Genomic DNA, 6660 nt, shown 5'->3' with positions numbered 1-6660 from the left:
GGCCTTCGTGTTCTACGCGCTGATGGACCAGATCGTCGATCGCTACTTCCCGACCGTGGAGGCGCTGGGCGCCGAGCTGGAGGCACTCGAGGACCGCATCTTCGAGAAATCGACGCCGGCCACCGCGATGACGGCCAGCGCGATCAGCGCCAGCGGCCCCTTGCGCGAACGCGAGGCGGCAGCGGTTTCGCCAGCCTGCTGAGGCGCCACCCGCCCTTCGAGATTGGCGAGAATACGCGAGCCATTCTGACCGGCAGCCTGGCCCGGTTCAGAAAGCAGACTGGGGGGTGGTGAAGCTTTCCGATTTGAATCTTCCGGCGCGCTCATTCAATGTCTCGTTGAATCCTGGTTTAATTCGCCGCAATAATATCGTCCGGCCGACTCGAAGCAGGCCTGATTCTAAGAGCAAGCCTTCTAAAAGACAATCGATTGTAAAATCCGGGGTTTTCTGTGATTGCCGTCGTACTGATCGCGTATTTCGCCATCGCCGTGCTGATCGCCGCCATGCTGTTATTACCGGGCGTGCGCACCAGCGTTTTTTCCACGGTCGCGCAGTTTCACGGGCGATTAAGCCGCCGCGTTTCCGATCGCGCCACGCGCACGCGAAGCCACATTGTTAAATCGGCAAAAATTTCACAAAGCTCATTAAATGAACTGCAAAACTTACTGGTCCGGCGCCGCTTGCTGATTATCTGCGCGACGGGTATTCTTGCGACGCCTCCGTTGATCGCGATTGCGTTACGCGGTCGGCAATTATTCCAATACGACGACACCATACGCGTTCCCGACGAGAAGATCGCCGCGCTGCTGCAAGGCGAGCAACTCGTCCCGCCGCCGCCGCTGCCTCCCGAGGTATTCGCCACGCGCGAAGTCGAGCAGATCCGGCCCGCGCTGAAGGACGCGAGTCGCGATTGGAATTTGCTGGACCCGGATTTCCGCACGCGCTTGCTGCTGGTCTACAAGATCATGCACGAGCAATACGGATACGAAATGGCGCTGCTGGAGGGATATCGCAGCCCGGAGCGGCAGAACCGGCTGGCCGCGATCGGCTCGAACGTGACCAATGCCGCCGCGTACCAGAGTTATCACCAGTTCGGCCTGGCCGCCGACAATGCATTCCTGCGCGACGGCAAGCTGGTGATTTCCGAAAAAGATCCCTGGGCCATGCGCGGTTATCAGCTGTACGGACAAGTCGCGGAGCAGGTCGGCTTGACCTGGGGTGGCCGGTGGAAAATGATGGACCTCGGCCACGTCGAATACCATAAGCCCGGTTTCAAACTGGGGCACCCGCCGCCGCAATGACGGCGTCGGCACACTGAGGGCGGTATGGGGCAGATGAACCACGAGACCAGCCGGCACGCCGGCCAAGCACACCAGGGGGAGCCGCTCGCGCCCGCCCCTTGCCTGCCCGCCCGGTTCGTCCCGTCCGCCTCGATACGCCGCGCCCCGCCCGCCGCCACCGCGGCCATCATCCTCTTCCCTCTTTGCGCAGGACTGACAGCGTGACGTCACGCGCCGCCCTCACGCTGTCGGCGCGCACGCGCCATTGCCTCACCCCATTGATTCGCACCGGAACCTGACCGTCCTATGCAACGCATCCTCAACGTGTTGACTCACCCGCGCACGCTCTCGATCCTCGGGTTCATCGCGCTCGCCGCGATCCTGTTCATCGTGGCGGACGCCCTTGCGATCAGCTTCGTCTACCCGCTCGCGATCCTCGCCGTGATCGTGGTGCTGTGGCTGCTGGTGAAGCTGATCAAGCGGCTGCGCGTGCGGCGCGCCAACCGCAAGCTCGGCGACATGCTCGAGGAGCAGGCGCAGGTCGACAAGGCCGCGGCCGCCTCGGTGACGCCGGTCGAACCGGCCAAGGCCGCCGAGCTCGACACGCTGCGCGCGCGCCTGGTGGATACGGTCAAGACCATCAAGACCTCGAAGATCGGCCAGGTGTCCGGCGGCTCGGCGCTCTACGAGTTGCCCTGGTACATCGTGATCGGCAACCCGGCGGCGGGCAAGAGCAGCGCGGTGATCAACTCGGGCCTGCAGTTCCCGTTCGCCGACAAGAACAGCGCGGTGATCCACGGCATCGGCGGCACCCGCAACTGCGACTGGTTCTTCACCACCGAGGGCATCCTGCTCGACACCGCGGGCCGCTACTCGGTGCACGAGGAAGATCGCAGCGAATGGATCGGCTTCCTCGGCCTGCTCAAGAAATTCCGTCCCAAGGCGCCGATCAACGGCATCATCGTCACCGCCAGCATCGCCGAGCTGACCGGCAGCCGCCCCGAGTTCGCCATCAACCTGGCCAAGAACCTGCGCCAGCGCGTGCAGGAGCTGACCGAGAAGCTGGAGGTGTTCGCGCCGGTCTACGTGATGTTCACCAAGGCCGACCTGATCACCGGCTTCACCGAGTTCTTCAGCAGCAGCGACCGCCAGGAATACGACCGCGTGTGGGGCGCCACCCTGCCCTACGAGCCCGACGAGAAGCGCGACGTGGTGGCGCTGTTCGACGAGCGCTTCGAGGAACTCTACGACGGCCTCAAGGAAATCAGCGTCGCGCAACTGTCGATCAGCCGCGGCAACATCCTCTCGCCGGGCCAGCTGAGCTTCCCGCTCGAATTCGCCTCGATCAAGCCGACCCTGCGCGCCTTCCTGGCCACCCTGTTCGAGAACAACCCGTTCCAGTACAAGCCGATCTTCCGCGGCTTCTACTTCACCAGCGCGCTGCAGGAAGGCGAAACCAATTCCGCCGCCGCGCAGCGCATCGCCTCGCGCTTCGCGCTGGACGGCGGCGCCCTGCCCAAGCCGCACAGCGCCTTCTCGAAGAACGGCTTCTTCCTGCGCGACCTGTTCTCGAAGGTGATCTTCGAGGACCGCAAGACGGTGCGCCAGTTCGCCAGCCCCGCCAAGACGCGGATGCGCTACGCCACCTTCTTCGCCTTCGTGGCGGTGCTGGCGCTGGCGCTGGGCGGCTGGACCTGGTCGACGATCGGCAACCAGCAGCTGGTGGCCAACGTGCAGGCCGACCTCGACAACATCGCCAAGCTCGAACAGAACCGCAACGACCTCCAATCGCGCCTGCAGGCGATGGACATCCTCGAGGACCGCATCGAGCAGCTCGAGCAGTTCCGCCGCGACAAGCCGATCTCGGTCTCGCTGGGCCTCTACCAGGGCGACCGCCTCGAGGAACGCCTGCTCACCGAGTACTACAACGGCGTGCGCCAGATCATGCTGGCGCCGGTGGCCGACAATCTCGCCGCCTTCCTGAAGGACGTCGACGCGCATCCGGACCAGCTCGCGCCGATGACGCGCACCCCCGAATCGGGCGCGGTGCCGGTCTCCGACAAGTCGGCGCTGCAGCCGCAGGCGCAGGGCGGGCTCTACAACGACGCCTCGCCGACCAATGTCGAGGACGCCTACAACGCGCTGAAGACCTACCTGATGCTGTCGGACAAGCGCCACGTCGAGCAGGCCCACCTGACCGACCAGATCGCGCGCTTCTGGCGCGGCTGGCTGGAAACCAATCGCGGGAACATGCCGCGCGACGAGATGATCCGCAGCGCCGAGCGCATGATCACCTTCTACCTGTCGCGCGTGCAGGACAACGACTGGCCGATGATCGACGCCAACCTGGCGCTGGTCGACCAGACCCGCGAGAACCTGCGCCACGTGGTGCGCGGCATGCCGGCCCGCCAGCGCGTCTACGAGGAGATCAAGGCACGCGCCTCGACGCGTTATGCCCCGATGACGATCGCGCGCATCGTCGGCGAGGACAACACCGGCCTGGTGGCCGGCAGCTACGCGATCCCCGGCACCTTCACGCGCGACGCCTGGTTCGACTACGTGCAGCCGGCGATCCGCGACGCGGCCACCAAGGAACTGCAGGCCAAGGACTGGGTGCTCAACACCGCCTCGCAGGACGACCTGACGCTGGAAGGCAGCCCCGAGCAGATCCAGAAGGTGCTGGTCGGCATGTACAAGACCGAGTACGCCCAGCACTGGCAGAAGTTCATGCAGGGCATCGCGGTGCAGAACTTCGGCAGCTTCGGCCAGGCCGTGGACGCCATGAACAAGCTCGGCGACCCGCAGGACTCGCCGATCCGCAAGGTGCTCGAGACCGCCTACGACCAGACCTCCTGGGATAACCCGTCGCTGGCCAACGTGTCGATCAAGAAGGCGCAAACCGGCGTGGTGAACTGGGTCAAGCAGTGGTTCTCGCGCAAGCCGGGCGGGCAGCTGGCGGCCAACATCGACATCAACGGCAACCCGGTCGAGGTGCCGATGGGCCCGATCGGCCAGGAGTTCATCGGCCTGGGCCGGATCGTGCAGACCCACGACGGCGGCCAGTCGATGCTCAAGGGCTACATGGACACGCTCTCCAAGGTGCGCACCCGCTTCAACGTGATCAAGAACCAGGGCGACCCCGGCCCCGGCGCGCGCCAGCTGATGCAGCAGACGCTCGACGGCAACGGCTCGGAACTGGCCGATTCGCTGAAGTACGTCGACGAGCAGATGCTGACCGGCCTGACCGACTCGCAACGCAAGTCGCTGCGTCCGCTGCTGGTGCGCCCGCTGCAGCAGGCCTTCTCGGTGGTGATCCAGCCGGCCTCGGTGGAAGTCAACAAGGTGTGGAACGCGCAGGTCTACCAGCCGTTCCAGGCCTCGCTGGCGAACAAGTACCCGTTCTCCGCCGGCGCCAAGGTGGAGGCCGCCTCCAGCGAGATCGCACAGGTGTTCGGCCCGGACGGCTCGATCTCGAAGTTCGTCGGCACCACGCTCGGGCCGCTCGCGGTGCGCCGCGGCGACACGCTCACGGCACGCACCTGGGGCGACATGGGTCTGGCGCTGACGCCGGACTTCACCAGCGGCTTCGCGACCTGGGTCGCGCCGCTGGCGGGCGGCGCGGCCACCAGCGCGGCCTCCTCCGAGCCGCAGACGGTGTTCCAGATCCTGCCGCAGCCGAGCAGCGGGACCACCGAGTACACCATCGCGATCGACGGCCAGCAGCTGCGCTACCGCAACACGCCGCCGCAGTGGACCAACTTCGTCTGGCCGAACCCGAGCGGCTCGCCGGGCGCGACGCTGACGGCCACCACCTTCGACGGCCGCACCCTGACCCTGGTCAACGAGCCGGGCCGCTACGGGCTGGAGAAGCTGATCAACTCGGCGCAGCGCTCGCGCCGCCCGGACGGCACCTTCGACCTGGCCTGGACGCAGGGCAACGTCAACGTGGCGGTGACGATGCGCATCATCAGCACCTCGCAGCCCTCGGGCGGCGGCGGTGGCAGCGCTGGCGGCGACGCGCCGCAGCAGCAGAGCCTGCGCGGCCTGCACCTGCCCTCGTCGGTGGCGAACACCAGCGCGAGCGGCGCCGTCAACGCGACGGCCCAGGCACCTGCCGGCACGTCCGGCGTCGCAACGGCCGCCAACGGCGCGGCCGCCAACGCATCGAATGCACAGGGGGCGCAATGACGCAAACGGTCCAGGCGCAGATCGCCTACTTCGGCAAGATCCCGTCGCGCGGCGACTTCGTGAAGAGCCCGCACAACCCGCAGCTGCTGCAGACGCTCGACCGCTGGATCGCGCAGGCCATGGAGCTGCTGGCCGACGACCCGCGCTGGAAGATCGTCTACGAGAACGCGCGGCCGATGCACTTCGCCTTCATCGGCTCGCGCAGCAAGCTCGCGATCGCCGGCCACATGGTGGCCAGCCACGACGCCTCGAACCGGCGCTTCCCGTTCCTCGCCGCCACCGCGCTGGAGGTCGACCGCCCGCTGAACTTCATCGCGCGCAGCCCGCTGGCCTTCGCGCGGCTCTGGCAGCGCGCCGCCTCGCTGATGCGCCCGCTGCTCGGCAAGGAGGAGCCGGCCGGCGCGCTGCAGGCGCTGGGCGACGCCACCGTGCCGATCGACACCGGCGGCCCCGGCCACGACGGCACCTTCAACGATTTCGTCGAGCACCAGTCGCTGTTCGGCCTGGAGCAGATGCTGCTGGCCAGCGGCCACCCGGTGAAGCTGCGCGGCGCGATGCTGGCGCTGGGTTCGCTGCTGCGCCCGGTGATGCAGAGCGGCTCCTCGCACATCGAGCGCGGGCTGACCCTGCCGCTGCCGGTCGACCCGTTCTACCGCAGCCTGGTGGCCGCGTTCTGGATGGAGCTGATCTCGCCCTTCGTCTCGCAGGCCGATTTCGAGCTGGCGATCTTCATCGGCAGCATCGCCGAGCGCGAACGGCTGATCATCGGCTTCAACGGCGCCTCGGCACGCACGCTGCACAGCGTGGTCGACCCGCAAACCTACTCGCAACACAACATCGACATCGACGATCCGGAATGGGTCGACGCCCATGCGCAACACGATCCCGCGACCAGCAAGCTCATCAGCTACCTCGAACAACCGCAACTGTCGCTGCGCGTGGCGATCGACACGTTCCGCGAAGCCTTCGTCGGAGGGGCCTGACGTCATGACGACCTCCGCGTACCGCCGGCGCCTGCTGCCGGCCGCGCTTTCCTCGCTGTCCCTGCTGGCGCTCGGCGCGGCGCTCGCCGGATCGGGCGCCGCCTTCGCCGACAACGCCGGGCCCGCCACCGTCACGCGCGTCGACACCAGCGGCGTGACGGTGCGCACCACCCTGATCCCGCCGGCAGGCGGCGCCGTGCAGCCGGCC

The 6660-nt window shown here is 66.9% G+C and carries 3 protein-coding genes and 3 pseudogenes; 5 read left to right on the top strand and 1 reads right to left on the bottom strand.

The genetic code is table 11. From position 1 onward, the window contains the following. Positions 1 to 112 (top strand): annotated as a pseudogene (locus F3J18_RS34805) (magnesium transporter); the annotation flags it as partial. On the opposite strand, the pseudogene F3J18_RS38390 reads toward F3J18_RS34805, so the two are convergent. After that, positions 58 to 327, bottom strand: a pseudogene (locus F3J18_RS38390) (phage tail protein); the annotation flags it as partial. The pseudogenes F3J18_RS34805 and F3J18_RS38390 overlap by 55 nt on opposite strands. A 123-nt stretch (positions 328 to 450) precedes the next feature. Here F3J18_RS38390 and F3J18_RS34800 point away from each other — a divergent pair. The 4 genes and pseudogenes from F3J18_RS34800 to F3J18_RS34785 form a co-directional block, all read left to right on the top strand. After that, positions 451 to 1302 (top strand): M15 family metallopeptidase, encoded by an 852-nt coding sequence (locus tag F3J18_RS34800; protein WP_025101121.1) that lies wholly within the window; start codon positions 451 to 453, stop codon positions 1300 to 1302. A 285-nt stretch (positions 1303 to 1587) separates the two neighbouring features. Further along, the gene (gene tssM, locus F3J18_RS34795) at positions 1588 to 5469 is read left to right on the top strand and encodes a type VI secretion system membrane subunit TssM (RefSeq protein ID WP_025101122.1); all 3882 of its coding nucleotides are present in this window, start codon (positions 1588 to 1590) and stop codon (positions 5467 to 5469) included. Continuing rightward, positions 5466 to 6452: a type VI secretion system-associated protein TagF gene (gene tagF, locus F3J18_RS34790; RefSeq protein ID WP_025101123.1), complete on the top strand. Its 987-nt coding sequence runs from the start codon at positions 5466 to 5468 to the stop codon at positions 6450 to 6452. Before tssM ends, tagF begins: the two co-directional genes overlap by 4 nt. A 4-nt stretch (positions 6453 to 6456) precedes the next feature. Beyond that, positions 6457 to 6660, top strand: a pseudogene (locus F3J18_RS34785) (OmpA family protein); the annotation flags it as partial.

The organism is Burkholderia sp. Ax-1720 (assembly GCF_011753035.1).
Lineage (GTDB): Bacteria > Pseudomonadota > Gammaproteobacteria > Burkholderiales > Burkholderiaceae > Burkholderia > Burkholderia gladioli.
This window is presented reverse-complemented; position numbering and strand designations above follow the sequence as displayed.

Excerpts from the sequence above, each read along its gene's own strand:
- tagF (WP_025101123.1), top strand. The coding sequence starts at position 5,466 with ATGACGCAAACGGTCCAGGCGCAGATCGCCTACTTCGGCAAGATCCCG.
- tssM (WP_025101122.1), top strand. The coding sequence starts at position 1,588 with ATGCAACGCATCCTCAACGTGTTGACTCACCCGCGCACGCTCTCGATC.